General features: G+C 57.2%; 19 protein-coding genes. 10 read left to right on the top strand and 9 right to left on the bottom strand.

Going from position 1 to position 25,430, the window contains the following annotated elements:
* Positions 1 to 45: 45 nt before the first annotated feature.
* On the bottom strand, positions 46 to 633 hold the full coding sequence (locus tag NQZ67_RS17765) for a TetR/AcrR family transcriptional regulator (RefSeq protein ID WP_257448536.1): 588 nt from the start codon (positions 631 to 633) through the stop codon (positions 46 to 48).
* 224 nt (positions 634 to 857) lie between these two features.
* Here NQZ67_RS17765 and NQZ67_RS17760 point away from each other — a divergent pair, with 224 nt between their 5' ends.
* From NQZ67_RS17760 to NQZ67_RS17750, 3 genes are all read left to right on the top strand, one after another.
* Positions 858 to 2,357 (top strand): DHA2 family efflux MFS transporter permease subunit, encoded by a 1,500-nt coding sequence (locus NQZ67_RS17760; protein ID WP_257448534.1) that lies wholly within the window; start codon positions 858 to 860, stop codon positions 2,355 to 2,357.
* 217 nt (positions 2,358 to 2,574) lie between these two features.
* Positions 2,575 to 3,192 carry a TetR/AcrR family transcriptional regulator gene (locus NQZ67_RS17755; RefSeq protein ID WP_257448532.1) on the top strand — a complete coding sequence of 206 codons (618 nt, stop codon included), beginning with the start codon at positions 2,575 to 2,577 and terminating at the stop codon, positions 3,190 to 3,192.
* 49 nt (positions 3,193 to 3,241) lie between these two features.
* Complete coding sequence (locus NQZ67_RS17750) at positions 3,242 to 5,659, top strand: MMPL family transporter (protein WP_257448530.1); 2,418 nt, start codon at positions 3,242 to 3,244, stop codon at positions 5,657 to 5,659.
* Between the two features lie 156 nt (positions 5,660 to 5,815).
* Here NQZ67_RS17750 and NQZ67_RS17745 read toward each other — a convergent pair whose 3' ends face one another.
* Positions 5,816 to 6,670 (bottom strand): manganese catalase family protein, encoded by an 855-nt coding sequence (locus NQZ67_RS17745; RefSeq protein WP_257448507.1) that lies wholly within the window; start codon positions 6,668 to 6,670, stop codon positions 5,816 to 5,818.
* 116 nt (positions 6,671 to 6,786) lie between these two features.
* On the opposite strand from NQZ67_RS17745, the gene NQZ67_RS17740 reads away from it, so the two are divergent.
* Positions 6,787 to 7,221 carry a DUF2243 domain-containing protein gene (locus NQZ67_RS17740; protein WP_257448505.1) on the top strand — a complete coding sequence of 145 codons (435 nt, stop codon included), beginning with the start codon at positions 6,787 to 6,789 and terminating at the stop codon, positions 7,219 to 7,221.
* Positions 7,218 to 7,991 carry a cytochrome c oxidase assembly protein gene (locus NQZ67_RS17735; protein WP_257448503.1) on the top strand — a complete coding sequence of 258 codons (774 nt, stop codon included), beginning with the start codon at positions 7,218 to 7,220 and terminating at the stop codon, positions 7,989 to 7,991. Before NQZ67_RS17740 ends, NQZ67_RS17735 begins: the two co-directional genes overlap by 4 nt.
* Here NQZ67_RS17735 and NQZ67_RS17730 read toward each other — a convergent pair.
* Together NQZ67_RS17730 and NQZ67_RS17725 are read right to left on the bottom strand one after the other, a co-directional pair.
* On the bottom strand, positions 7,936 to 8,541 hold the full coding sequence (locus NQZ67_RS17730) for a TetR/AcrR family transcriptional regulator (protein ID WP_257448501.1): 606 nt from the start codon (positions 8,539 to 8,541) through the stop codon (positions 7,936 to 7,938). The genes NQZ67_RS17735 and NQZ67_RS17730 overlap by 56 nt on opposite strands.
* Before the next feature lie 19 nt (positions 8,542 to 8,560).
* Positions 8,561 to 8,977: a VOC family protein gene (locus tag NQZ67_RS17725; RefSeq protein WP_257448499.1), complete on the bottom strand. Its 417-nt coding sequence runs from the start codon at positions 8,975 to 8,977 to the stop codon at positions 8,561 to 8,563.
* A 182-nt stretch (positions 8,978 to 9,159) separates the two neighbouring features.
* Between NQZ67_RS17725 and NQZ67_RS17720 the strand changes: the two genes are divergently transcribed.
* The gene (locus NQZ67_RS17720; protein WP_257448497.1) at positions 9,160 to 10,986 is read left to right on the top strand and encodes a UbiD family decarboxylase; all 1,827 of its coding nucleotides are present in this window, start codon (positions 9,160 to 9,162) and stop codon (positions 10,984 to 10,986) included.
* Positions 10,987 to 11,061: 75 nt separating this feature from the next.
* Here the strand turns inward: NQZ67_RS17720 and NQZ67_RS17715 are convergent, their stop codons facing one another.
* The 3 genes from NQZ67_RS17715 to NQZ67_RS17705 form a co-directional block, all read right to left on the bottom strand.
* On the bottom strand, positions 11,062 to 11,952 hold the full coding sequence (locus NQZ67_RS17715; protein ID WP_257448496.1) for a class I SAM-dependent methyltransferase: 891 nt from the start codon (positions 11,950 to 11,952) through the stop codon (positions 11,062 to 11,064).
* 51 nt (positions 11,953 to 12,003) lie between these two features.
* Positions 12,004 to 12,477 carry an RrF2 family transcriptional regulator gene (locus NQZ67_RS17710; RefSeq protein WP_257448495.1) on the bottom strand — a complete coding sequence of 158 codons (474 nt, stop codon included), beginning with the start codon at positions 12,475 to 12,477 and terminating at the stop codon, positions 12,004 to 12,006.
* Positions 12,478 to 12,646: 169 nt separating this feature from the next.
* Positions 12,647 to 14,272 carry a glycoside hydrolase family 9 protein gene (locus NQZ67_RS17705; protein WP_257448494.1) on the bottom strand — a complete coding sequence of 542 codons (1,626 nt, stop codon included), beginning with the start codon at positions 14,270 to 14,272 and terminating at the stop codon, positions 12,647 to 12,649.
* Positions 14,273 to 14,445: 173 nt separating this feature from the next.
* On the opposite strand from NQZ67_RS17705, the gene NQZ67_RS17700 reads away from it, so the two are divergent.
* Positions 14,446 to 16,446 (top strand): methyl-accepting chemotaxis protein, encoded by a 2,001-nt coding sequence (locus NQZ67_RS17700; protein ID WP_257448493.1) that lies wholly within the window; start codon positions 14,446 to 14,448, stop codon positions 16,444 to 16,446.
* 366 nt (positions 16,447 to 16,812) lie between these two features.
* Here NQZ67_RS17700 and NQZ67_RS17695 read toward each other — a convergent pair whose 3' ends face one another.
* Positions 16,813 to 17,505: a response regulator transcription factor gene (locus NQZ67_RS17695; protein ID WP_257448492.1), complete on the bottom strand. Its 693-nt coding sequence runs from the start codon at positions 17,503 to 17,505 to the stop codon at positions 16,813 to 16,815.
* 13 nt (positions 17,506 to 17,518) lie between these two features.
* Positions 17,519 to 19,612: a sensor histidine kinase gene (locus tag NQZ67_RS17690; RefSeq protein ID WP_257448491.1), complete on the bottom strand. Its 2,094-nt coding sequence runs from the start codon at positions 19,610 to 19,612 to the stop codon at positions 17,519 to 17,521.
* A 164-nt stretch (positions 19,613 to 19,776) separates the two neighbouring features.
* Between NQZ67_RS17690 and NQZ67_RS17685 the strand changes: the two genes are divergently transcribed.
* The 3 genes from NQZ67_RS17685 to NQZ67_RS17675 are packed head-to-tail and all read left to right on the top strand — an operon-like array spanning position 19,777 to position 25,185.
* Positions 19,777 to 21,615, top strand: a complete 1,839-nt coding sequence (locus NQZ67_RS17685) for a FecR family protein (RefSeq protein WP_257448490.1) — start codon at positions 19,777 to 19,779, stop codon at positions 21,613 to 21,615.
* Complete coding sequence (locus NQZ67_RS17680) at positions 21,612 to 23,177, top strand: stalk domain-containing protein (protein ID WP_442951243.1); 1,566 nt, start codon at positions 21,612 to 21,614, stop codon at positions 23,175 to 23,177. Before NQZ67_RS17685 ends, NQZ67_RS17680 begins: the two co-directional genes overlap by 4 nt.
* 22 nt (positions 23,178 to 23,199) lie before the next feature.
* On the top strand, positions 23,200 to 25,185 hold the full coding sequence (locus tag NQZ67_RS17675; RefSeq protein ID WP_257448487.1) for a hypothetical protein: 1,986 nt from the start codon (positions 23,200 to 23,202) through the stop codon (positions 25,183 to 25,185).
* Positions 25,186 to 25,430: the final 245 nt, after the last annotated feature.

Genomic DNA, 25,430 nt, shown 5'->3' with positions numbered 1-25,430 from the left:
GACAATGTATGCGATATTCTGCCCTGGGCAGTCGTTATACCGCACCTACCCCCGCGAAACCAGCTTATAGAACTGCTTGGCCATATATTGAGGCGTATAAGGCATGCCGTTGCGGAGCCAAGAGACGATCAGGCCCGTCAACGAAGAGGTGCCGTACCAGATCGCGATATCTTTGTTAATGTTCAGCCTGACGAATTTCGATTGGCTTCCGCTGTTGTCGTATTTCTCCTCGATCCATTTCGCCAGCAAATCATGCAGCCTCTCCATGAAGATAGGCGTTTTCCGGAAGGTGAGGACGGCTCTATAAAACTTCCCGTTAGCCGCGATATGCTCCAGCAGCTCGAGCAGCAGCATATCCTCCCCTTCTATCAGCCCCCGGGATCTCGCTTCGTATTCATGAAGAATCCGATAGATTTCGTTATACATCTCTTCCGCCAGCTTCTCCATCATGTCCGGGATGTCCCGGTAATGCTGATAGAAGGTGACGCGGTTAATCGTGGCGCGCTCCGTGAGGCGGTTAACCGTTATTTTGTCTACGTCTTCTTCCTGTATCAAATCAATGAAAGCGTCCTTCAGCAATTGCCGCGTGCGGACAATGCGGGGATCGACGCGTTCCGTTCTGCCGTACTCCATCCTTGCTCCATCCTTTCCTATCTAAACAACAGATTGTTGGTTTCTGTCTGTTTTCGCATCCCAAAACGACTGAAAACGAAACCAACGGCAACTAAACTACACTTTGATGATTTGTGTCGGTTGCAACTTAGCTCTATCGTTATATAATCTTATTTATGCTATGTTAACTATACAACACAGTGTAAATTAAGTCCACGCATGAACAAGAAAGGAAGCGATAGATAATGAGTGCCAGCAGCTTTGATTTAAGCCATATCAAGAAAGGCCCGATTATGTTCGTCATGATCCTCGGAGCCTTTCTCGCCACATTGAACCAGACGGTCATGACCGTCGCGATTCCGGAATTAATCGAGCAGTTCGGCATCACCCCGGCAACGGCCCAATGGCTGACGACCGGCTACTTGCTGGTTAACGGCGTGCTTGTTCCGATTACGGCCTACCTCATGCAGCGCTTCAGCACGAGGCAGCTGTTCCAGACGTCGATGTTCATCTTCTTGATCGGTACGGTCGTGTCGGCGCTCGCGACGGGCTTCCCCGTTCTTCTGACCGGACGCCTGATCCAAGCGGCCGGAGCCGGCATCATCATGCCGCTGCTGATGAATGTTATCCTGACGATCTTCCCTCCCGCCAAACGCGGCGCCGCGATGGGCATGGTCGGTCTCGCCATTATTTTCGCGCCGGCCATCGGTCCCGTTCTTGCCGGTTATATTCTCGAAAGCTATGCCTGGGAAACGATGTTCTACGGCATGATACCTTTCACGCTTATCGTTATTGTGTGCGGCTTCATCTACCTGAAAAATATTTCGGAAACCATTGCGGCCAAAGTCGACGTTCTGAGCGTCATCCTGTCCACGGTCGGCTTCGGAGCGCTGCTCTACGGCTTCAGCCGCGCGGGCAGCGAAGGCTGGTCGAGCGCCGAGGTTATCGCCACGATCTCGACCGGCGCCGTCTCGCTGATCCTGTTCGTATGGAGACAGCTGACTTCCGCCGCGCCGCTGCTCGATCTGCGCGCGTTCAAATACGGCATGTTCTCGCTTACAACTCTCATTAATATTGCCATCACGATGGTGATGTACGCGGATATGATGCTCCTTCCGCTGTACCTGCAGAACGCCCGCGGCTATACCGCCCTGGAGTCCGGATTGCTTATGCTGCCAGGCGCGATCGTCATGGGCATTCTGATGCCGGTAGCCGGCAAGCTGTTCGACCGGTTCGGCGCCAAGTGGCTGGCCGTCGCCGGCATGCTGATTACCATCGGCACAACGTTCGGCTTCGTCAATCTGACGGATTCGACCAGCTACACGTACTTGCTGCTCATGTCTACAGGACGCCGCATCGGCATGGCGCTGCTTATGATGCCTGTACAGACCGCGGGTCTCAACCAGCTGCCGAAGAGCCTGAACGCGCACGGCACGGCGATCAGTAACACGGTTCGCCAAGTCGCGGGCGCCGTCGGAACATCCTTGCTCGTCACGATTATGTCGGACCGCATTCAGGCCCATATGACGGACATGGCAAGCACCGGAGCAGCCTCAAGCATGACCCAGCAGCAGATGATGCTGGAGGCATCCATTCAAGGCATCAACGACTCGTATGTCGTCATTATCGGTTTTGCCGCGGTCGCCTTGCTGCTCTCCTTCTTCATCAAGCGCACGACGCAGGCCTCCGAAGAGTCGCTCAATCAGTCAAAACCATCTAAAGCCAAGCTTGCGGCGGAAGCTTAATACGGAATAAGGGAAAGCCGGGGATCCGCGAAGGGTCCGCCGGCTTTTTTTTGATGTTTATATTTTATGTCCTTAATGTGTTCACAAATCGTTCAAAAAACTGCGCAATGAGCAACATTTCCTTTTGCGCATCATTGCCCAATGGGCAACAAACATGATAAAGTAGGTGCAGACCAAATGAAGAATGGCTACAGGGAACGGAGGTGACCCTACCCTCATGATGAATAAACCAAGCCTGCGGGAAATGAAAAAAGAAGCGACCGCCCACGCCTTGGCCGAAGCGGCCTTCGAGCTTACGCTCGAGCGCGGCCTGGACAACTTTGTCGTCGAGGATGTCGTGCAGCGCGCCGGCTATTCCCGCCGGACGTTCGCCAATCACTTTTCCTGCAAGGAAGCGGCGGTCGCGATGGCGGCCCATCCTTATCAGGGCATCGAGGAGTTTTTTGATCTGATTCACCAGATGCCCGAGACGACGCCGCCAATCGACGCGCTATATCAATTCGTGAAGATGCAGCTGGCGGAGCAATCGCTAAGAAGGATGCGGCAGCTGTTCACGCTGTGCAAGGAGTATCCGACGCTTGAACCCTACACACTTGCCGTCATTAACAGCCTGCAGAAAGAAACGCAGAAGCTGATGACGGATTTGTATCGGGAAACGCATGCTCTTCCCTATATCTATCTGCTGGTGGGAGCGATATTCGCCGCCATCATCCCTATGCTCGATGGGACTCTCCATGTTCTTCTCCCCGGCCAATCCGCCGAAGAAGCGCCTGGCGCCGAATCGTTCGAGCACTTATTGGAAACCGCCTTCGGTTACTTGCGTCAAGGCTTTTAGCGTTAGAATGCGCATGTTATAGAAAGATATAAGGAGAGGAATCATCAATATGTCCAAATTATTGTACCGAATTGGCAAGACCGCATACGACAAGCCTTGGGCCTTCATCGTTAGCTGGGTTCTTATCATGGGCATCGTCATCGCGATGCTCGGCATTAATGGCATGAGCGTCAGCTCCGAGATGAAGATCGACGGCACCGAGTCGCAGAAGGTGCTCGACAAGCTCGAGCAGGAGCTGCCGGAAGCTTCCGGCGGCCAAGCAAGCGTGTTGTTCACCGCGCCCGAAGGAGAACGATTGGATACGCCGGAGCGTATCGCGCTTATTACCGAAGCGGTTAATAAGGTGTATGAACAGGAATACGTCATTAATCCTGCCGAGCTGGCCGCCGCTGCCGGCGCGACATTGTCCGGCCAGGACGGACAAGGCGCCGCACAAGGCGATGCAGCCGCTGGCGCAGGGGCCGCTCAGGGCACGGATGCGGCTGCTGGCGCAGGCGCAGCTCAGGGCGCGGACGCGGCTGCAGGAGCAGCTGCCTCGGCACCCGCCGAGCTGCCTCCTTACATGCCGCTTATGGTGAACGGCATGCCCGTTCCCGGCGTCTTGATCGCTACCGACGGCAGCATCGCGTTGTTCCAATTCCAGTTCACGGTTCAGCAGAACTCGCTGCCAGCCGGCGTAACGGACTCCGTCGTGGAAGCCGTAACGGAGCCTCTCGAGGGCACCGGCATTACGCCGCTTCCGAGCGATTCGCTCAAAGCGGTTGAAGTGCCGATCGGCGTCAACGAGGTGTACGGCCTGATTCTCGCGGCCATCGTTCTTGTCATGACGCTGGGCTCGCTTGTGGCGGCAGGCTTGCCGATCATCACCGCATTGTTCGGCGTCGGCATCGGCGTAGGCGGCGCGTTCGCCTTCTCCAACTTCGTAACCATGACATCGTTCACGCCTGTCCTGGCCCTCATGATCGGTCTGGCCGTGGGCATCGACTACGCGCTCTTTATCGTAAACCGCCAGCGCCGGCTTATTTTCGACCAGGGGCTGACGGCTCGCGAAGCCGCGGCTCGCGCGGTCGGCACGGCGGGCAGCGCCGTATTTTTCGCCGGATTGACGGTCATCATCGCGCTGTGCGGCTTGCTCGTCATCGGCATTTCCTTCTTGAGCATGATGGCGATCGTGGCTTCCATTACCGTATTCCTTAGCGTTCTGATCGCCTTGACGCTGCTCCCCGCCCTGCTGGGTCTGGTCGGAGAGCGCATCTGCTCGAAGAAATCCCACGAGAAGAACCGCTCCAAGACGAATTCGCACGGCTTCTCGAACGGCTGGATCAAAGGCATCGTCAAATTCCGCTGGCTGGTCATCATCGCGGTTATCGCCATTCTGGGCGCCGCTGCGATTCCGGCGGCGAAGATGGAGCTTGGCATCCCGTCGGGAGCGAGCGCCAATCTGGATACGTCCGCCCGTCAAAGCTATGACGCAATCTCCGCGGGCTTCGGCGAAGGCTTCAACGGCCCGCTGCTCATCGTCGCCGAGGCCAATTCCGGCACGATCGCTCCGGAAGCGCTGGGCGGCATCGCGCAGGAAATCGGCAAGAACGAGAATGTCTCCGTCGTGTCGCCCGTCGGCATGAACAAGGACGGCAATATCGCGATTCTCAGCCTGATTCCGAAGACCGGTCCTACGGATACGGAAACCAAAGATCTGGTAACCGAGCTCCGGGCCGCCGATTCGGCAATCGCTCAGAACTATGACGTTACGCTCGGGGTGACGGGCTTCACCGCGATCAACATCGACATGTCTTCAAGGCTGGCGGAAGTGTTCCCGACGTACATCGGCGTCATCGTCGTCCTGTCGCTGATCATTCTGCTGCTCGTGTTCCGCTCGATTCTGGTGCCGATCAAGGCGACCGTCGGCTTCCTGCTCAGCGTGCTTGCCACCTTCGGCATCACGACGGCCATCTTCCAATGGGGCTGGTCCAGCGAGCTGTTCGGCGTCGATACCGGTGGTCCGCTCATGAGCTTCATTCCGATTCTCGTAACGGGCATTCTGTATGGACTTGCGATGGACTATCAAGTGTTCCTCGTCTCCTCCATGCGCGAATCGTACGTGCATGGCCATCACGGCCGCGAAAGCGTCATTCACGGCTACAACCACGCCAGCCGCGTCGTCGTCGCGGCAGCCGTTATCATGGTCGCCGTCTTCGCCGGCTTCGTCATGACGCATGACATCATGATCAAGCAAATCGGCTTCGCGCTGGCGCTCGGCATCCTGATCGACGCGTTCTTCGTCCGCATGGCGCTCGTGCCGGCCGTCATGGCGCTGTTCGGCGACAAAGCCTGGTGGCTGCCGAAGTGGCTCGACCGCCTGCTGCCGAACCTCGACGTCGAAGGCGACAAGCTCATTGCCGAGCTTCACGCCAAGGAAGAAGAGCATCCCGGGAAAGTCGTGAAGGTAGCTTCGAAGTCGCATTAATTGGGTAAACGAAAAATAAGGTGTTGTCTCCAACAGATCCGATCTGTTTGGAGGCGACACCTTTTTTTCATATAACTCCTTGGGTTTGCTCCTAGCCATTCCACCGCAGAGAAGGCGCTCTGAGAACAGAGCGCCTTCTCTGCGCCAAGCGTATGCTTAACGCAGCATATCGGCCAATCCCGGACTGTGCTCGTTCGGCATATCGGGCATCTGAGGCACTGGGAAACCGGCGGGAGGCGGCGTTACGGCTAACTCGCCATTGTTGCGGCTCGGCGTGCTGCCTTGGAAAATTTCCGCGATCCGGGTTTGATCGAGCCGGAAATTGAATTGGGCGTTATGAAAGCCCATGTCCACATATTTTCGGCATTCCGGATATTTGTTAATATCGTAGTTCGGCACGGGGAACAGCTTGCCCCAGTCCACTCCGAGAACCTCCAGCGCCTTGGCGAAGGCATTCTGATGCGCATTGTCCCTTACGATAAGGAATCCAAGCGTCTCACGGAACGTTTTGTTCGAGCTCATCTCGTAAATCCTCGTTTTCTGCAGGACGCCCGTCGACTCCAGCACGAGGTTGTTCAGCATGTCGGCAATCAAATTGCCATGGCTGTACACCCACGAGCCATTCCATGGGTTCCCTCCCGCATCTACGGGAAGAGAGCTCTTCGCTCCCATAATGAAATGATGGGGGTTCGCATGCTTGATCGCCTCGTCGATCGGCGCCCCGTCCACGCCGGCATTGCCCGGGATGGATTCGCCCGCGCCGTTCAACAGCTGGTTGATCGTATTCTGCACAAGCTCCACATGAGCGATCTCCTCTAACATAACGCCCTTAAGCAAGTCGCGGAACTGCGTATCCTTTCCTCTGAAGTTGGAGCTTTGGAAAAAATACTGCATCATCGTTCTCATTTCGCCGAATTGCCCGCCCAGCGTCTCTTGCAGCACTTTGGCCGCCGCCGGATCAGGCTGATCCGGTTCAATGACGTTAATTAATTCTTCTTTGTAGTAATACAAGCGATCCACTCCTTGGCTTCATTTCGAATTTAAGCTACCCTTGGCGTATTTTAATTATTCTGGGGGCAAATTGAAGGAAGAAGCTTAAGGTTATGAACGTAACAAAGGAGAATAATATGGCTGCAAATCGCAATGTAGGATCGGGTTTTCTATTCGGCTTGGGTCTTGTCGCTTTCGTCGATGAGACGGTATTCCATCAGCTGCTTCACTGGCATCACTTTTACGACAAATCCACCACGGCGGCAGGGCTGGTCTCCGACGGCTTCTTTCATGCGTTCAGCTGGTTCGCGACGATCGGAGGCCTGTTTATGCTTGCGGGTCTGCGAAGACGGCAGGCTTGGCTTCCAAGAAGATGGCTGGGCGGCCTATGGCTCGGGGGCGGCTTATTCCAGCTGTACGACGGCACGATCCAGCACAAGCTGATGCGGCTGCACCAAATCCGCTACGTGGATGCCGTCATCGTGTACGATTGGGTCTGGTACGCGATAGCTGCCGCTATGGTCGTTGCCGGCATTATTCTCATAAGAAAGACCGGGGCGAAGCAAGCATGAGCGCCTTTTACGCTTCCCATGGCTCAGGAGCTCCTGCTCCCATCATCACGGTTATCCTGATTATGCTTGCAGGCTATATCGCCGCAGCCGTTCAGACCAGCCGCCGCTACAAGCCATGGCCGTTGCGCCGTTACTTGTATTGGATAATCGGCGTTCTGTGCGCGTCCTCCGCCGTGGTTGGCCCTGTTGCGGTACAAGCTCACTCGGACTTCACGGCCCACATGGCCGGCCACCTGCTTCTAGGGATGCTCTCCCCCCTCTTCCTGACGCTGGCGGCTCCGATCACTTTACTTTTAAGATCGTTAACGATCAGAGCGGCGCGAAAGCTAACCCGAGCGCTGAACAGCAGGCCGCTTCGCGTGATCAGCCACCCGGTTACGGCGTCTCTTCTTAATGCGGGGGGATTGTGGATCCTCTACACAACGGATCTGTACATGGTTATGCAGCATCAGCCTCTCTTGCACTTGCTGGTGCATCTGCATATTTGGCTGGCCGGCTGCCTCTTTACGATGACGATCATCTACATGGATCCCGTACCCCATCGATACGGGTTCTTGTACCGTGCCGGAATACTCGTAGCGGCGTTCGCCGCTCATGTCGCATTGTCCAAATATATCTATGCCCATCCTCCTGCCGGAGTGCCGGATGGGCAGGCGGCAGCGGGCGGCATGCTGATGTACTACGGCGGAGATTTCGTCGAGATCGCGCTTGTCTCTATCTTCTGCTATCAGTGGTATAAGAGGTCTTTAGCTTCAGAAGGTGCAAGATGACCTCCATCGTATCCTCCAATGCCCGGGAATCTCCGGGCTGCTGCGCGATCCACAACGCCGATTCGTTCAGCGCCCCAGACAGAAAGTGAGTCAAGGCAGGTACGGACACCCCGGGAAAATAGCCCTTCTCCTGCAGCAGCCCGAGCTGCTCCTCCAAATGGCGCATCGCGTTCTCTTCATCCATTCGGCGCCAGACCTCCCAGCCCAGCACGGCTGGTCCGTCCACGAGCAGGATGCGCCGGGCTGCAGGCGCGACCGCCGCTTCCAAGAACGCGCGGCAGCCGAGAATCAATTGCTCCATCGGATCTTCGGCGCGTGAAGCCTCACGCTCCACATTCTCTCCGATCTCCGCCTGCACGGCCGCGACAACCGTCTCGAACAGCCCCTGTTTGTTGCCGTAATGATGGTATAACGCTCCTCTCGTCACCCCCGCTTCCGCGACGATCACTTCCATCGAGGCCTTGGCATATCCGTGTTCGGTGAAATGCTCCCTTGCGACGTCCAGCAGCCTAGCCGCCGTCTCGAGCGAATCCTCTTTCTTTCTTCTCATGATGCGTCCCCTTCTCCGGCTAGGATATGTAGTTCTCGCTGAATGCCTCGTCGGGAGCGATATTCGTGATGACGTCGATCAGAACGCCGTTCGGATCCCGCGTGATGAAATGGCGCTGACCGAACGCCTCGTCCCGAATATCGAGCTCGAGGGGCAGCCCCTTCTGCCGTATTAGTCTTTCATACTCTTGATCGACGTCTCCCACCTCGAAATTCAGAATGAGGCCTTGCGTCCCCCGGCGATACCCTTCCGGAATCGATTCATGCCGGGGATCGAGGATCGCCAGCTCGAATCCCGGTCCTGTGCCCGCCAGCCGCATGCTGACATACCAGTCCGCTTCAAAGGCCGATTCGAAGCCGAAGTATTCCCGGTAGAACCGGGCCGTCTCCATCACTTGCTCGGTTAATAAAACAGGATAAAAGCTCGCCGTGTTCATATTTCTTTTCCTCCCTGATCGTGAATTGATTACACATTAACATACATACACCATGTATGTAAATGGTGTATGTATAAGTGAAACCACATCCATACGCTCGCTCCCCCTGAGCTGTAAAGACAAAGTTCTATTATGGTACAATAATAATTAATATTGTTAACCGAGAATAGGAGCATCCGATTATGTACCCAACCTTGGAAGCATGCGTCAACGATCTGGAACGGCACGGCCATCTCGTCCGGATTCGGGAGGAAGTGGATCCCGAGCTGGAGATGGCGGCGATTCACCTTCGGGTATTCGAGGCGGGGGGCCCGGCCCTCTTGTTCGAGAACGTGAAGGGCTCGCGCTACCGCGCGGTCTCCAACCTTTTCGGGACGCTGGAGCGGAGCAAGTTTATTTTCCGGCAGACGTGGGAATCGACTCAGAACGTCATCGCGCTGCGCAACGATCCGATGAAGGCGCTCAAGCAGCCGCTCAAGAACGCGCGCGCGGCAACGGCGGCGACGAAGGCGCTGCCGCTTCGGCAGAGCGGCGGCGCGGCAGGATTTGAAGAGATCGCGGTGAGCGACCTGCCGTTAATCAAGCATTGGCCTATGGACGGCGGGGCTTTCGTCACGCTGCCGCAGGTGTACACCGAGGACCCGGACAAGCCCGGCATCATGAACGCGAACCTCGGGATGTACCGGGTGCAGCTGACGGGCAATGATTACATAACGGACAAGGAAATCGGCCTGCATTACCAGATCCACCGAGGCATCGGCATCCACCAGCACAAGGCGGACCGGAAGGGCGAGCCGCTTAAGGTCAGCATCTTCGCCGGCGGACCGCCGGCCCACACGCTGTCGGCCGTCATGCCTCTGCCGGAGGGCCTAAGCGAGCTGACCTTCGCCGGCCTGCTGTCGGGCCGCCGGTTCAGGTACGGCTATGAGGACGGCTTCTGCATCAGCCGCGAAGCGGATTTCGTCATTACGGGAGAGATCCATTCTGGCGAGACGAAGCCCGAAGGTCCGTTCGGCGACCATCTGGGCTACTACAGCCTGATTCATCCGTTCCCTCTTATGCGCGTGCGCAAGGTATACGCGAAGCCGAACGCGATCTGGCCGTTTACGGTCGTCGGCCGTCCCCCGCAGGAGGACACGGCGTTTGGGGCGCTCATTCACGAGCTGACCGGCGATGCCGTCAAGCAAGAGATTCCGGGCGTCAAGGAAGTCCATGCCGTCGACGCGGCTGGCGTTCACCCGCTGCTGTTCGCGATCGGCAGCGAGCGCTATACGCCTTACGCGCCGGCGAAGCAGCCGGCGGAGCTGCTGACGATCGCCAATCGGATTCTCGGCACGGGCCAGCTCAGCCTTGCCAAATATTTGTTCATCGCCGCCGAAGAACGGGAGCCGCTGAGCACGCATCACGAAGCGGAGTTTCTCTCTTATATCCTAGAGAGGATCGACCTGCAGAGGGATATTCATTTCCAGACGAACACGACGATCGATACGCTGGACTACTCCGGAACCGGCCTCAATCAAGGCAGCAAGGTCATCCTGGCCGCCTGCGGTGAGAAGAAGCGCGAGCTCTGCGCCAGCGTGCCGCCTCAACTTGAAGGACTGCGGAGCTTCGTCAATCCAAGGCTTGTTCTGCCCGGCGTCGTCGCGCTGGAAGGACCGGCGTTCGGCAGCTATACGGAAGCCGAGGGCCAGCTGCGGGAGCTGACGGAAGCGATCCGCGAGCGCGGCGATATGCCGGAATGCCCGCTGATCGTGCTTTGCGATGACAGCTCGTTCCTGTCCGAAGCGTTATCCAATTTCTTGTGGACGACCTTCACCCGAAGCAATCCGTCCCATGATATGTACGGCGTGAACAGCGGCTATACGTTCAAGCATTGGGGCTGCGACAACCTCGTCATCGACGCCCGGGCCAAGCCGCATCACGCCCCGCCGCTTATCCCCGACCCGGCGGTCGTGAAGCGGATCGACCGGCTGTTCGCCTCCGGCGGCAGCCTGAGCGGGATTCGATAAGCGTCAACGGAAAGCTCGGCTCTGTACGCGCAGCAAGAAGAACCGCCCTTTCGGCCGAAAGGGCGGTTCTTTTTTTTACCCGAAATGAGGCATGCTCTCGTCCTGCAAGCGGATCAGCACTTTGCCGAAGCGGCCGCTCTGCCGATTAATCACTTTGCCGGACGGATACGCTCGCGCCAGATAGTCGGCTACCTGTTGCCGCACGGTTTCGTCTACCGGCTGACCGTGGACGTGAAGCCAGGACATCGCTTGCTCCAGCGCCGCTTCCGCCGAAAGCTCCATCGTTTTGGTTTCTCGCGTGACCAGCGATTCATAGGCGTACCCTTTGAGATACAACAGATGGAGCAAGTAGGCCATTTCCGTAGGCTTCGATTGGAACGGCTTCCCCGTCACGATCGGCCAAATTTCCTTCATCAGACTAAGCTCTGTCGTATCCGCTGGCATGCTGATGTAGGCATACTGCCGTGCGCACCGCAGTACCTTCTCCACGCTCTCCCAATCGTGAATAACCGGGCACATCGACACAAAGACGAGATCGAAGCCTTGGCTCCAACCTCTGGCCTGCACGTCAATTTCTTCAAACGGCTCGTGTATGATCTCCACCTGATCCTCGGGGAATCTTGCCAAGTTTTCATGCAGCAGCTCGACGAGTGGCGGGGACGTCTCCACGGAGGTGACCCGGGCTCCCCGCTCCGCGAACGGCACGGAGAAAACTCCCGAAGCGGCGCCTATGTCCAGGACGGATGCTTGCTCGAACCGCACGCCGTGGCTCTCCAGCCAGCTTATGATTCGCGTGGTCCGCGCCTTTCCTTCTTCGCTGAACGATTGCTCGTTGAACGATTTGGCCTTCGGATCGAAGGATCGTGTCGGATCGATACCGGCCTTTTTCATTTTGTCCGCCGCGTTGTCCCCGCTTTCTTTCCATGCCTTCTCCCAAGCATCCGCATTATAAAAATCATTCATCATTCTCATCCTCCATGGATCTGAAATATCTATAATTAAAGCGCAAGAAGTGCGTCACTTCTTGTTTCCTCCCAGGCAGCCGCGTCTCTGAGCCTCGTCCAGCACCGACTGGATCGTGTGCTCCCGCAAGTATTCGTGCAACTGCTGCTCCGCGCCGGCCATCACCTTCTCGACCAGGCAATCGCTGCTTCTCGGACGCTCCTGACCGCGTTCGTCCGCTAATAGCTGATGCTGGCTCGAGTTCGAATTCGAGCAGGCGAACATCTGCTGTCTGCCTTCGACGACTTGAATCACGTCAAGGAACGATATGTGCTCCGCCGGCCGCGCCAGCTCGTAGCCTCCGTTCACGCCCGGCACCGCGCGCACGATTCCGTCCTGTCTCAGCTTGGACATGATCTTGGACAAATAGCTTTCCGAAACCCCCAGCGACGCGGACAGCTCCTTGATGCCGACGTTGCTGCGGCGCTCCGAATGCCCCAAGTGGATTAAGGCGTGCAGGGCATAATCCGTGCTTTTGGAGAATTGCATGCGTCTCTCCTCCTTGCATACGCATCATTGTAATCATGGATTTATAATGTCCATAATATACGTTCCGCATTCAAATTACAATGGTATCCTTACCCAGTTCTTCATTCCGCGAAGTAAGCAAACCGCCCCTCCGACAAAAGGCCGAAGGGGCGTCTCCCATCTCTATCTCTTATACAAATCGGGAAAGAGCAAAAACCGCAGGTGAGTTCCAATAAATCGCGACCTCGTTGGTCGAGTAGCTCTCCATCACGTCGGCGAAGGACGCGGCCGGCGCTTTGCCCGCCAGATGCTCGCGGGCGTAATCGTCCTGCAGCCCGCGGTTCGGGCCGCCGGAGACGAGTCCCGGGATAGGCGCTTCGACGCCGTCGCCTTCCGATGGACGGTGGTGGGGGAATAGAATCGGAGCCGCGCCGTATCCCGTCACATAGCTCATGCCGACCGTATTCGTTCCGAACAAATAATGGACATGCCGAAGCGCATGCTGTTCATAATGCGTGCCGCCCGATATCCGGTCCGCAAGCAGCAGAAGCATCGCATGGTTCATGACGAGCATGTTGCTGCCCCAGATGTATTGCTCCGGCTGCAGCGAGATGCCGTACCCGTCCTTCGCGCAGACGGCCGCCAGCTCATCCGCTTTCCGGAGCAGGCCTTCCTTCAGCCGCGCCTCGAGCTCCGGAGCTTTCTCCCGCTCCGCGAAGAGATAGGCGATCGTACCGTACCCGCTCATGTTCGCCCAGCCAAGCTCGTATAAGCCGGAGGTTTCCGCCGCGTTAGCTAGCGGTTCGATGGCGGCGTGATAACGGGCTTCCCCCGTCGTCCGATACAGCTCGGCAGCCGCCCAGTAACGCTCGTCGGCATCCTGCGCGTCTCCGTATTCGCCGGTCGCTATAGTCGGCGGATTCTTGAAGCCCGGGTAATCCGGATGGGCCTCGAGCCACGCCCAGGCCCTCTCCGCCGCGCTCAAGCAGCTTGCCGCAAAGACCTCGTCATACGGTCGATAGCGTCTCGCCGCCATAGCCATTACCGCGGCGAAGCAGCCCGTCGCCGTAGCCGACACCGGCGATACGTACAAGTCCGCCGTGTCGTCCTCCGGCATCGTATCGCCGGGCGGGAAGCGCAGCGTCGTCAGCTTATGGTACGCGCCGCCCGTCTCTCCGTCCTGCATCCGAAGCATCCATTCCAACTCGTAACGGCATTCCTGGAGCACGTCCGGCATCGCTCCGCCGCTCTCCGGAATGCCTAGCGGCCTCGCGAACGCCTGCGGGTACAACTCCTCCGCTAACAGCAGATCGGCTACCGCTTTGGCGCCGGGGCCCACATATTTGCCGTAGTCGCCGGCATCATGCCAGCCCCCATAAGCATCAACGCGCTTCTCCTCGTCCCCATAGACGATGGCCGGCGTCAGATGACATGGGCCATGCGTCCACGGCCCCGCGCAGCGCTCCTCCAGCTCCATTCCGCAGCGGAAGAAATAGAACGCTTTCAACATGGCGCGATGAGCTTCTTCATAGACGCTATCCGCGATGACGAACGGGTACGAGCTCTCCCCGCTTCCGCTTTCGATCCGGTACGTGCCGGACTGCCGAAAGCTTGTAAAGTCGCCACGACTGACCGTCTCCCCGCTCGCTTCATCCCACTCGAGAGGACCCGCCTCCCCTTCCCATACCTTGCTGCCGCTGCTTGCATCCACGATCCGAAAATTCCCGCCTTCGCCTCTTATAACGGCGATTTTGGCGTCCATGCCGCGGTAACCCAGCTGGTTGACCGCGATCCCCTGCCGTTTAATCGTTTCCATGAGTGAACGTCGCATCCTTTCGAGAGTAGGATCTCTTTCCACTCTATCACATTCGCGTGGAATACTTAACCCGCCGCCTTCCGAAGTATGGCTTCATTTCCCACAAAACTTCTGGCCGATGGATGTCGATGACTTTCTATAACGTTGGTCTCGAAATTAAGGGAGTGAAGAAGATGAAGAAAAAATTGCGGAGCATGCGCTTCCGGTTAACGCTTATGATTCTGGTTCTAACGCTAGTTCCCCTTGTCTCACTCGCCGCCATTCAACTGACTCAATTCAAGAGCCAGCTTACGGACAGCATCAATGATCAAGAGATGGGCGTCGCCAAAAAACAATCGGATGCAACAGCCGTCTGGCTAGATTCGAAGGTCGGCGCCATGCGCAAGCTGCTGGAGAGCAACCCCAGCTTCAGCGAGCTTGACGCGCAAGGCAAACAAGTGGCCGTGCAAGCGATCGTCCAGACCGATCCCGAGGTGCAAATGACGATCGTAGCGGACGCGAACGGGCATATTCCGGCCGAAGACGGCACCTTCACCGATATTTCCGACCGCCAATATTTCCAGGAAGCCAAGTCAACCAAGCAGCCAGCATTCAGCGATCTGCTCCAAATTCGCGGCTCGGAAACACTGGGCATTACTATTGCGGTACCATTCTTCGATGCGCAGAATCAATTCCAGGGCACAATTATCGACGTCGTTTCCGCCGAAGCGCTTCAAAGCTCGTTCAGCGATTTGATAGTCGGCGAGACCGGCTTCGGCGTCCTGCTGTCCGAGGCCGGCATGGTCATGTACCATCCTGCCAAGGATAAGGTTAACAAGCCCTACAAGGAAGCCTTCGGGAGCGAGAGCCACCATGCAGCCGTCGAGGCGATAATCGCCGGACAGATGGGCTTCACGACTTACACCGACGATGAGGGCGTCGACAAAATCGCGGCATACTCCACGGTCAGCCAGACCGGCTGGAAAATCTATGTTACGGTGCCGGACACGGAAGTGTACGGCAGTCTTCAAGACAGCCTTAACAAAACGAGCGTTCTGGTCCTTATAACCATGGTGGTCGTGATCCTGATTGCCGTCTACATGGCCGGCTTCATCGCCAAGCCGGTCAAGCAGCTCTCCCAGTTCGTGAACGTAATGGCGGATGCAGATTTTACGCACTCGCTGCCCGGCAAGATGCTCAGACGGACCGACGAGATCGGCCATCTCGCGCAATCGGTCGAGAGGATGTCTTCTTCCATCCGCGGCGTTCTCGGCCAAGTAGCCGACCAGACCTCGAACGTGAAGACGAACATCGGCCAATCCTCGGCCAGCATGAGCTCCCTCGCCGCGCAGGTCGAGGATGTATCCGCGACCACCCAGCAGATGTCCGCGGGCATGGAGGAGACGGCCGCCATGGCGGAAGAGATGAACACGGTGTCCGCCGAGATCAAGGAGGCCGTCAACTCGATCGCGATCAAAGCGCAGGACGGATCCGCCATGGCGGACGAAATCGCGGTTCGCGCCCAGCAATTGAAGGACTCCGCCGTCTCCTCCCGGAATTCGGCGCAGGACATTCACGGCGCCATCGACAGCGAATCGAGAGCCGCCATGGAGCAAGCGAAGGCGGTGGAGCGGATCCATGTGTTAACGGATTCCATTCTTCAAATTACGACGCAGACCAATTTGCTTGCCCTTAATGCCGCGATCGAGGCCGCGCGCGCGGGCGAAGCTGGTAAAGGCTTTGCCGTCGTCGCCGGCGAGATCCGCAAGCTCGCCGAGACCTCGGCCAAGACGGCGGGCGAAATCCAGAGCGTCGCGGGACTCGTCATGGATTCCGTGACGGCTCTCACCAAGAGCTCGGAGAAAGCGCTGGCGTTCATCGACGAGACGGTTATTAAGGACTATAACGCGATGGTTGACAACGGCGAGCAATATTATCGGGATGCAGGGTCGGTCCAGGCTCTCGTCACGGACTTCAGCGCAACGGCCGAGCAGCTGCTCGCTTCGATCCAGAACGTGGCGCAGTCCATTCACGAGGTTACCCTGTCCAACAACGAGAACGCCTCGGGCACGCAAAACATTGTCGAGAAGACGTCGGATATGCGCGAGCATTCCGATCGGCTCGCCGCGTTGATGCTGCAGACGGAGGAGACGACCGCCCAGCTTCTAATCGCGGTATCGAAGTTCAAAATTTAAGAGTAACGCACAGCGGCGGGCCAAGACGGTTGGATACAGTCTTGGTCCGCCGTTTCTCTATTTCAAGACTCTCTTGCGGTCGTAACCGCCGAAAACTTACAGGCTTACGGAAATGAGAGGCGTTATTTTACCGGGAAACGGGGTTTGAGGTGGGCTTGCGGAACTGAGAGCTTTTATTCCTCACGATTTCAATTAAAATACCATTAAAATCGGCGAATAACGGCTCTCCGTTCCATTACCAACGAAAAAACGCTTATTTAGCCGAAATAAGGCTTCTCACTTCCGTTACATTCGCGGCTAAAGCCTTGCTGACTTACCCATGACCATGGCGGCGGCCTACCCGGCAGTTCCACCCGGCCAGGCTCTTCACCTCGCTTTGAACTTATACCCGAAGCCCCTCACGGTCGCGATATACGTCGGCGCCGCGGGGTCTTCCTCGATCTTCTTCCGGAGATTACGGATGTGAACCATGACGGTACCGGTGTCGCTTTGCTTGTCCCAGCCCCAAACCTGCTCGTACAATTGATCGACATGGAACACCTGGTCCGGGTGCGAAGCAAGCAAGAGGAGAAGCTGCATCTCCTTCGCGTAGAGATGCACGACTTGACCGTTCACGCGCGCCTCGCAAGCGGCCTGATCGATCTCCAGCCGCTCATCCTTCCACAGCAGCGCGCCCGGCTGGGGCGGTCCCGTTCTGTTCCGCCTCCGGAGCACCGACTTGATGCGGGCCACGACGACGCTCGGCTCGAACGGTTTCGTAATGTAATCATCCGCTCCTAGCTCCAGCCCGTTCACGATATCCTCCGCTTCCCTCTTGCAGCTCATCATAATGATCGGCATGTCGGACTGCTTGCGGATTCGCTCCGCCAGCTCGGTCCCCTCCGTATCCGGAAGCACGATATCCGTCAGCATCAGATCGATTCCCCCTTGCCCGTACAGCCGCATAGCTTCTTTCCCGTTTACGGCGGACAGAACTGAAAAGCCGTGCTTGCGCAAATAAGCGGACAAGATGTCCATAATGTCTTCGTCGTCCTCCACGACCAGTACGGTTTCCGCCATATCCGCAGCCCCCTTATAGTTTCCTTAAATGTGCCGGTATTCGAAAATAGAAGGCGTTCCGGGCATCCTCTTCCCTTGCATAACCGATGCTGCCATGATGGTAAGCCATAATTTCTTTGCATATGGCAAGACCTAAGCCGCTGCCCGCGGTTTTTTTCCCCGCCCCGCCATGCCTGCCCCGATAGAACCGGTCGAAAATTCGCGGGACCTCCTCATCGGGAATGCCCGGTCCGGAATCGACGATTTTCACGCAAAGCTCATACGGCTGCCCGTCTCCGGCCTTCGTCTCCAAGCCTACGCTCACGATAATATCGCCTCCCGCATACTTGCGGGCGTTGCCGAGCACATTCGAGAACACTTGCTCCAGGCGGAAGCTGTCCGCGGTGACCATGACGCGCCCGTCTTCCGGGCGGTTCGGCAGCTCATCCTTCCAGAACAACCGTAGCCCCTCCTCATCGGCCCATTCCGTTGCATATTGATCGAATATACGATGGAACAGCCGCAAGGGGTCAAGCTCCTCGAAGCGGAAGGGCAGCTGCCTCGTTTCCAGCTTCGTCAGCTCGATAAGATCATCGATAACTCTCTCCAGCAGCAGCGTCCGCTCATGGATTCTCCGCGCGTATTTCGGATCTCCGGCATCTACGACGCCGTCCATCATGGCGCTGGCATAGCCCTTAATGGAGGTGAGCGGCGTACCCAGCTCATGCGAAATGTTCGCCAGCAGCTGCGCGCGGAACCGTTCCATTCGCAGCAGCTCCTTGTTGGCTTCCTCCAGCCTGTCGTTCGTCTCGGACAATGCCGCGGTGCGCTCCGCCACCTTCCCCTCCAGCGTCACGTTCGCTTCCTTCAGCTGGTCGCCGAGCGCCTCCGCCGTATAGAACGCCTTCGAGAACTTCGCCGACACTTGGATGGCTTGCATGAACAACAGAGCGAGCAGCCCGAACGGCATCCAGGTTCCCGTCGCGATCACTTGATTATAGAACAGAATGTCGTTGACGATCGTAGCCGCCATGAAGACGAACCCGATGATATCCGCCATGGAGCCTTCGCGTCGCTTCCATGCCGCCCAGCCATAGATCGTTATGACGTACACGATCGTCGGCACCGCTACTAGAAGCTGATAAGGCAGCATGATCAGGGTGTAAATGCGGGCAGGCGTCAGCAGCACGAGAGCAAGCACGGCGATCTGCGCCGCCGCAGATATTCCGTTCGCCAATCGGCTTGCTTTCACCGGATACCGGCCGTTCGCGTACAGCATGAACATCAGAAACGCGACGCACGCGGAGCCGTATTCCAGCTTCACGCCGATCTCCCATGGGATGGACGAGAACAACGACATGCCCGCCGTCTCGCCCAGCACCAGCGTGCGAATGCCGATTGCCAGACAGAGAATGCCGAAATAAAGCGGAATGCGGTCCTTCCGGCGGAACGCGAACAAACAAACGTGATACAGTCCCATCAGAAACAGGCTGCCTACGATAAACAGATCGGACATCAGATGCCGTTCGCGCTCGCGGGCGATATCCTGCGAGTCGCCAAGCCGTATGCTTTCCCAAATCCCGCCTTTGCGTTGCACGAAGTTGGCAACCTGCATCACAAGCTCGTTGTCTCCCTCTTTCGGCTGGAAATAAACCGTCTGCGGAACATTGCGAGGCGTCATCGAAGCCCGGTCCGTCCCAACTCTCCCGCTCGCCGCCAGCTCCTCCCCGTTCATCCAAAGCCGGTAAGAGGTAGCCACGCTCCTTATGTATAAGCCCATCGTCCGTTCTCCGGCGCTCTCCGGCATGACGAACGTTAATCGATAGGTGGCGTACCCGTGGTTAGACAGCTCCTCGCCGCCCCACCGCTGTCCCCCCCATTGTCCGGGCACCTTAATTCCTTCGGCGCGGATCTCCCCGGACAGCTCGCCCTGAACGATTTCGTCCGGCGTAAGCAGCCGATTCCACACCAGCTCCCACTCCCCGTCCAGATTCACGATGCCGTCCTTTTGAAAGCTCCAATCGGTATAGTCCGCCTTCCCCTCCGACCACCCTGCTTCGCTAACGGTGGCAGGCAGCCAAGCAAGCAGCGCGATGAGAATCGTCAAGCACTTCGCCAGTCGTTTCATGAAAGCCTCCAATTGCCGTTTCTATCTCCCTACTATTCGACAAAATCCACCTCCCCCCTTCCTGAATCTTTCGTAAATTCGACAAATCCGCATGCTTTTTTAAACGGATTTTAAACTTCGCCGTGTATCGTAGCAGCAGGAGAAACAACGAAAGGAGTTTTCAAGTGAAAAACACAACCAATAGAAGCCGGCTCGGGCTTGTCATGCTCGCCTTCTTTATCGTCATGACGCTTATTCCGGCCTCGGCGTTCGCGCTCGCGTCCGAGCGTTCCGCCACGATTCTGGAGGCCGGGGGCGGCGTGACCGTGCGCATAGCAGGCGGCTACGCTTCTTATCCCGCCTATGCGGGCATGCGTCTCCATGAAGGAGATACGATCGAGACCGGCGAAGGCGCTCACGCGATTATTCAGGTAGACGACCGCAAGGATCGGATCACGTTAGGCGAACACGGCGAGCTGTTCTTGTCCGATCTGAAGTCGCAAGGAAAAGCCGCGATCACGCGATTCGCGCTATTATCCGGCTCCGCATGGTCCCATGTGGAGCCGCGGACGGGCCATACGGCCGGCGAGCGCTTTGAGATCCGGACAGGAACTGCCGTGCTGACCGCCAAGGGAACCTACTTCATGACGATCATCAACAAAAAAACAGGCGAGACGACTATGGTCGTCGCTGCCGGGATCGTATCTGCCGCATCCCCAACCGAGAATGAAAGCGCAAATCGATCGCAGGAGGAGAACAAGACAGTGTTCGTCTATCCGGCCCAGCAGATCAATCTGGATTCGCGCGAAGTGCGGGAACTCAGGGCCAAGGTCGAATTCATCGACATAAAAAAACTTATCGATGAGATTCCTCCGAAAGTGATCGAAAGCATCGTCAAAGACCATGAAGAGATCGTGAAGGAGAACGAGCAGTGGGCAGAGCAGCTGAGGGAGCAGTTGGAGGCAGGCGTCATGCGTCCGTCGGAGCTGGCAAACTTCCAAATCCGGGATTTGACGGATTTAAACAAGGTGACGGCGAACTTGGACAATCTTGTGGGCAACATCGCCAAGCAGGCAATCGATGCCCACAAAATCGAACAGAAAACCATTGACGAAGCCAACAAAAAAGTCGACGACCCCCTTAAAAAAATCGATCTTTCCAAGGTGGAACAGCTGGACAGAACGGCGGGACTGGACCCGGAAGTAGAAGCGCTGAAGCAAGCGGCGCAGGATGGGACTCAGCGCTTGTTGGAAGAACAGCGCCAGCTTCTCGAGAATCAGCAGCGGCTGGCGTCCTTGCTGCAGAAGATCGAGGCGGACAAGAAGAAGCTCGACGAGACGAACCGCAAAGCGGCCGAGGACGAATCAAGCAAGGCCGAAGAGCGGCTTAAGGAGCAGCTCGACGAAGCGGCGCGCAAAGCGTACGAGGAGAACAAGCGAAAGAATGAGCAGTCCTCTTCCGGCCAATCCGGTACTACGCCGCCGGCCACAAGCTCGCCTTCGCCCGGCTCTCCTCCTTCCAATATCGACAAGGAAGAGACTCTTGTCCTGCGGGATGCCATCTCCGACGGGAAGACGGTTACGGCCAGCTTGTATCTCGGCGGCTTCGACCAGCCGGACGAAAGCATCTACGCCGTCGAGGTCCAATTGCTCTATGACGACAGCAGGCTCAGCTACCATGGCAAAAATATCGTCAGCCCATCATCGGGCACCGTGTTTGGCGCGCTTCCGAACAGCCTGGAGCTGCTAAGACAGCCGCCGACCTGGGGCGAGAACGCCACGCTGTATTACGCGGCCGCCGTCAGCGGCGTCGCCGGCTCGAACGCCGCTCCCTTGTTCGTCGCGGACGAGAAGCTGCTCGTCAGCATCCCGCTTCAGCTTATGAACACGAACGATGAAGGCCTTGTCATCCAGCTCGCCTACTTTAAGGTATTAGACAAAGACGGCAACGTATTGCTGGACGGCAGCCATCTAGCGGATGATCCAATCAAGGTTGCCGTTCGGCCGGCAACGGAAAGCAGGTGAAGCTTTTGAAACGAACAATATCCTTCCTCATCGCGTCGGCGCTATCCGCAAGCTTGCTTGCCGGCACGGCTGCCGCCGCATTCCTCTCGAACGCTCTCGTCGGCGACAAGGGGCAGATCATGATGGACGTTAAGTCATATGCCGGATCGGGTGACTACGGCAGCGCCAATGATATGCGGCTTCAAGCGGAGTTTCGTCATCCTTCCGGGCTCCTCGTTCGCGGGGACGGCGCCTTAATCGTCGCGGATGGCGACAACCATCTGCTGCGCGCCGTTACGGCTGACGGCACGGAGAGCCTCGCCGGCGTTCTTCTGAAGAAGGACGCGCAAGGCAAGCTGGTCGGCGGCCTGCTCGACGGTCCTTCGAACGCCTCGTTATTCCAGAATCCATCCGGCATTGCCGCGGATGCACAAGGCCGGCTTTATGTAGCCGACACGGAGAACCATGCCATTCGGAAGATCGGCTTGGACGGCAGCGTAACGACGATCGCGGGCACCGGCCTGCTTGGACGGCTTGACGGTCCCGGCTCTCGCGCGACGTTCCATTCGCCGAAGGATGTCGCCGTTGCCGCGGATGGCACGGTTTACGTCGCCGACACGTTAAATCACGTCATTCGCAAGATCACGCCTGCAGGAGAAGTGGTAACGCTCACCGCTCCGTCCAATCGGGTCGTCGAAGCGTTCCCGGGCGTGGCGGTTCCCGCCGGCGACTTCGCGGACGGCGATATGGCGATAGCGAAGTTCAACGAGCCGTCCGGGCTCGCCCTGGACGCCCGGGGCAACCTGTACGTCAGCGACTCCGGCAACCACAGCATTCGCTACATTAATTTTCAATCGGGTAAAGTAACGACCGTCGCCGGCTCTGCCATGCGAATCGGCAAAGGCAAATCCCTCTACGCTGACCTGACCAGGCTTTACGCGGAGGACGGCTTCGCCGACGGCAAAGCCAGTGACGCAGCATTCCGTTACCCGGCAGGCATCGCCGTCACGGAGGAAGGCGGTCTCGTCATCGCGGACAGCCTTAACCATTCGATCCGCTACTTGCAGGATGGAGAGGTCGCGACGCTTGCGGGTCATTCGTCGCAGCTCAGCGGCGAGCATGACGGCGCGGATCGTCTGGCGACTTTCCACCGTCCGACGGACGTGGCCATCGCTCCCGACGGAAGCATCTATGTCGCGGATTCCTATAACAACAAGATACGCCTTCTGACGCCTTACCGGCTTCCCGACTTGCCGGAAGCCCCTGCGCTGAAGGTGGTTATCGGCTCCGGGCTCGTCGCCTTCGACGCTCAGCCGGAGATGATCAGCAGCCGGGTCATGGTGCCGGTACGAGCGGTAGCCGAGCGGCTAGGCTACGAGGTGGAGTACGAAGACGGCGAGAAGCTTGTCACGTTTACGGGAGCGGACGGCTCTGTATTGGAGCTGCGCATTGACGCGAATTCTCCGTATGCGCCTTACCTGAAGCAGGGACGCACCTATGTGCCCGTACGATTTATGGCCGAGCAGCTTGGTCTGGACGTGCAGTGGCAGCAGGAGAGTCGGACCGTCATATTGAGACCTTAAGGATTGGAGGAACATAGAAGCGATGAAAAACATACAGCGGCGAGCCCGAATGCTTCTAGCGGCGTTGCTCGCGGCAGCTCTGCTCCCCTGGAGCGGAGCTATGCAGGCAAGCGCCAGCGCGGGAGGAAGCATCGAAGCCAGGCCCTTCCCGAATGACCAGAACGTCGCGTACGCCATCGAGTTTAAGGCAAGCGAAGCCATTCCCTCCTGGAGCGACGGCGGTTCACTGACGATCGAATTCCCTTCGGCCTACCAGCTGCCGGATGGGGCTGCCTTTCATGAAAATACGAGCGTTAGCTCCAGTCTGGAAATTCCGGACGGAACCCCCGTATACGGCTATCCTAATATCGTTAACGTAAGCGTGAATGCTGCTACCGATTCGAAAGCCGTTCGCCTAGGCCTCGACGAAGAAATTCCCGCGGATAGTATCGTCATGGTTAGGATCTGGGAAGAAGTCGGGATCGGTAACCCTGACTCCGGCAGCTATACGTTCCGCATCGGCAAGACAGGCGGAACGTTAACGGAAATTCCGTTCACCATTATAAGCGGGACGACGGTAGAACAATTTACGGTCGAATCCGACGGCAATGGCCGGTATCTCAGTGGTTACAACGGCCTGACCGAGTCGCTGGCGAACTACACCTTCCGGTTTACGCCCGCTTCGGACCTAAATAGCGGTGGTCATATTCAAATTAGACTGCCGTTTGGCTATTTGTACGAGAATCAATTTATGTATTGGGAACCGGTCACCATTCCATCGAATAAAGTAGCCGTAGCTATGAACGACGTGACTGCCGCCGGTATGCTAAGCGACGCGAAAACTATTCAGGACGAATATGGCTATCCCGCGCTCTCGTTTACTGTAGCCCAGGCTATACCCGCCGATGCGGATATTTCCATTCAGCTTTCAGACTTCTTGAGAACGCCGGATTATCATTACGCAGCCCCCGGCCGCGTGTCGTTCGAAATCACGACAAGCCAAGACCCGCTGCCGAAGGCGGCAGATTACCTGTTGTTCAGCCGAAGCGTGACCGACTTCTATCCAGAAGCCTCCACATATGCCGTTTCGGCCGCGGCGGAATACCGGTTCTCCTTCACGGCTATGGAGACGATTACGACGGATAAACAGATTGCGATCACGTTCCCTGCAGGGATGATTCCGGAGACGCTGGAGACTCTGGAAGCGGATAAAGTTACCATTAATGACGATCCTGCCGCAACCGTTGTCGTCGACGGCAATAAGCTGTTCGTGACGGCATCCAGCCCTCTTGCGAGCTTCACTACCGTCGACATCACGATTGCCGAAGATTCGGGTATCCGTAATCCGGCTTCCCCCGGCTTCTATACGTTAGAGATCAAACCGGAAGGATCTGCGCTGCCGGCCGTACGCCGAATCGGCTTTATCCCGGCCGAAGGCAGCTCCTTGAACGATGCCGGTCACGGAAGTTTGGAGCCGGGCGGCGAACAGCTTCGCTTCTTCTTCCCTGCCCATACGATTCTAAAAGGCGGAGATACGATCACGATCGCCAGTCCGGAGGGCACCTTGTTGACGGAAGAGGATATTACGATCCAAGACATCTATATCGAATCGCCGCCTATGGATAACGATGGCTCCGACGAGATATTCCATCCTGCTTCACTTGAGCGAACCGCCGGCAATGAGCTGACCTTCACGCTGCCGGAAGGCTATTACTTGGAGCCGGATTACTCCTTCGGCATTCGCATCCCGAACGTCATTGCCGATCAACCGGGCAAATACGTTTTCACGATTGCCACCTCGCAGGAAACGATTCCGTTGGCGTTTAGCATCATGAATGATTCTTTGGCCATGCGGCTCTCGGATTCGAAGAAATCGCAAATCGACGGCAATAACGACGGCTTGCACATGGACGATATCCTTCGCTTCATCGGGGAAGGCGAAGATCTGGACATGAACGGGGACGGCGAATTCAACGAGGAGGATATGCGGATCTTGCTGGCCTCCATCGATCCCCTCTCCGAGCGGTAGAATACGAAATAGGACGAACCGCCCCTTCGGGTCTGCCGAAGGGGCGGTTTCATTCTGTAGCACGAACGAGTCCTTCTTTCGACTTCGATTAGCTCTCCCTTCAACTCAGCTTAGCCAAACATCCATCCACACTCTTTTTGTCCTGCTTGATCGTACGGCCTCTTTCCCCCGCATCAAAAAAACTTTTGTATATTCCTTGACAGGAATATTCCTTATCAGGTATATTGAGTATGTAAGCAAGAGGC

Source organism: Paenibacillus soyae (genome assembly GCF_024623455.1).
Taxonomy (GTDB): domain Bacteria; phylum Bacillota; class Bacilli; order Paenibacillales; family Paenibacillaceae; genus Pristimantibacillus; species Pristimantibacillus soyae.
This window is presented reverse-complemented; position numbering and strand designations above follow the sequence as displayed.

Coding starts and splice junctions, on each gene's coding strand:
- NQZ67_RS17765 (WP_257448536.1), bottom strand. CDS start 633: ATGGAGTACGGCAGAACGGAACGCGTCGATCCCCGCATTGTCCGCACG.
- NQZ67_RS17760 (WP_257448534.1), top strand. CDS start 858: ATGAGTGCCAGCAGCTTTGATTTAAGCCATATCAAGAAAGGCCCGATT.
- NQZ67_RS17755 (WP_257448532.1), top strand. CDS start 2,575: ATGATGAATAAACCAAGCCTGCGGGAAATGAAAAAAGAAGCGACCGCC.
- NQZ67_RS17750 (WP_257448530.1), top strand. CDS start 3,242: ATGTCCAAATTATTGTACCGAATTGGCAAGACCGCATACGACAAGCCT.
- NQZ67_RS17740 (WP_257448505.1), top strand. CDS start 6,787: ATGGCTGCAAATCGCAATGTAGGATCGGGTTTTCTATTCGGCTTGGGT.
- NQZ67_RS17735 (WP_257448503.1), top strand. CDS start 7,218: ATGAGCGCCTTTTACGCTTCCCATGGCTCAGGAGCTCCTGCTCCCATC.
- NQZ67_RS17730 (WP_257448501.1), bottom strand. CDS start 8,541: ATGAGAAGAAAGAAAGAGGATTCGCTCGAGACGGCGGCTAGGCTGCTG.
- NQZ67_RS17725 (WP_257448499.1), bottom strand. CDS start 8,977: ATGAACACGGCGAGCTTTTATCCTGTTTTATTAACCGAGCAAGTGATG.
- NQZ67_RS17720 (WP_257448497.1), top strand. CDS start 9,160: ATGTACCCAACCTTGGAAGCATGCGTCAACGATCTGGAACGGCACGGC.
- NQZ67_RS17715 (WP_257448496.1), bottom strand. CDS start 11,952: ATGATGAATGATTTTTATAATGCGGATGCTTGGGAGAAGGCATGGAAA.
- NQZ67_RS17710 (WP_257448495.1), bottom strand. CDS start 12,477: ATGCAATTCTCCAAAAGCACGGATTATGCCCTGCACGCCTTAATCCAC.
- NQZ67_RS17705 (WP_257448494.1), bottom strand. CDS start 14,272: ATGGAAACGATTAAACGGCAGGGGATCGCGGTCAACCAGCTGGGTTAC.
- NQZ67_RS17700 (WP_257448493.1), top strand. CDS start 14,446: ATGAAGAAAAAATTGCGGAGCATGCGCTTCCGGTTAACGCTTATGATT.
- NQZ67_RS17695 (WP_257448492.1), bottom strand. CDS start 17,505: ATGGCGGAAACCGTACTGGTCGTGGAGGACGACGAAGACATTATGGAC.
- NQZ67_RS17690 (WP_257448491.1), bottom strand. CDS start 19,612: ATGAAACGACTGGCGAAGTGCTTGACGATTCTCATCGCGCTGCTTGCT.
- NQZ67_RS17675 (WP_257448487.1), top strand. CDS start 23,200: ATGAAAAACATACAGCGGCGAGCCCGAATGCTTCTAGCGGCGTTGCTC.